The sequence below is a fragment of the Geminicoccus flavidas genome (assembly GCF_009806515.1).
GTDB classification, from domain to species: domain Bacteria; phylum Pseudomonadota; class Alphaproteobacteria; order Geminicoccales; family Geminicoccaceae; genus Geminicoccus; species Geminicoccus flavidus.
Map to the genome: position 1 here is coordinate 1 of NZ_WUJP01000630.1, position 378 is coordinate 378.

Below are 378 nucleotides of genomic sequence, written 5' to 3' on the forward strand. Positions count from 1 at the left end.
TGATCGGCATCGACGGTGCAGGCAAGACCACGCTGCTCCGGCGGCTGCAGGGCCGCCTCGCCGCGGCGGATCAGGAAAGCACCCATGTCTGGAGCCGGTTCCGCAACTATCTGAGCAAGCCGCTCTTGGCGCTGACCCGCCTGACTGGCCACAACCGCAAGCTGGTGCTGGGCGGCGTGCGGGTCGGTGTCCACGAGTTCGCCAATGGCTGGGCCCCCCTATTTCTCTGGCTGCAGCGGCTCGACCTGTGGCTGGACCGGCAGTTGCGGATCCGCCCGGCGGCCAGGAGTGGCCTCGTCGTCATGGATCGCTGCGCGCTCGACCAGCTTGTCGACATGGCGGTCGCCACCGACCGCGAGGCGGAACTGGTCGAGCGGC

Annotated in this window: 1 protein-coding gene; it reads left to right on the forward strand. The window is 69.0% G+C overall.

The genetic code is table 11. The features are described from left to right. The coding region (locus EQG76_RS17775; RefSeq protein ID WP_159715725.1) for a hypothetical protein at nt 1-378 on the forward strand (378 nt) is incomplete at both ends.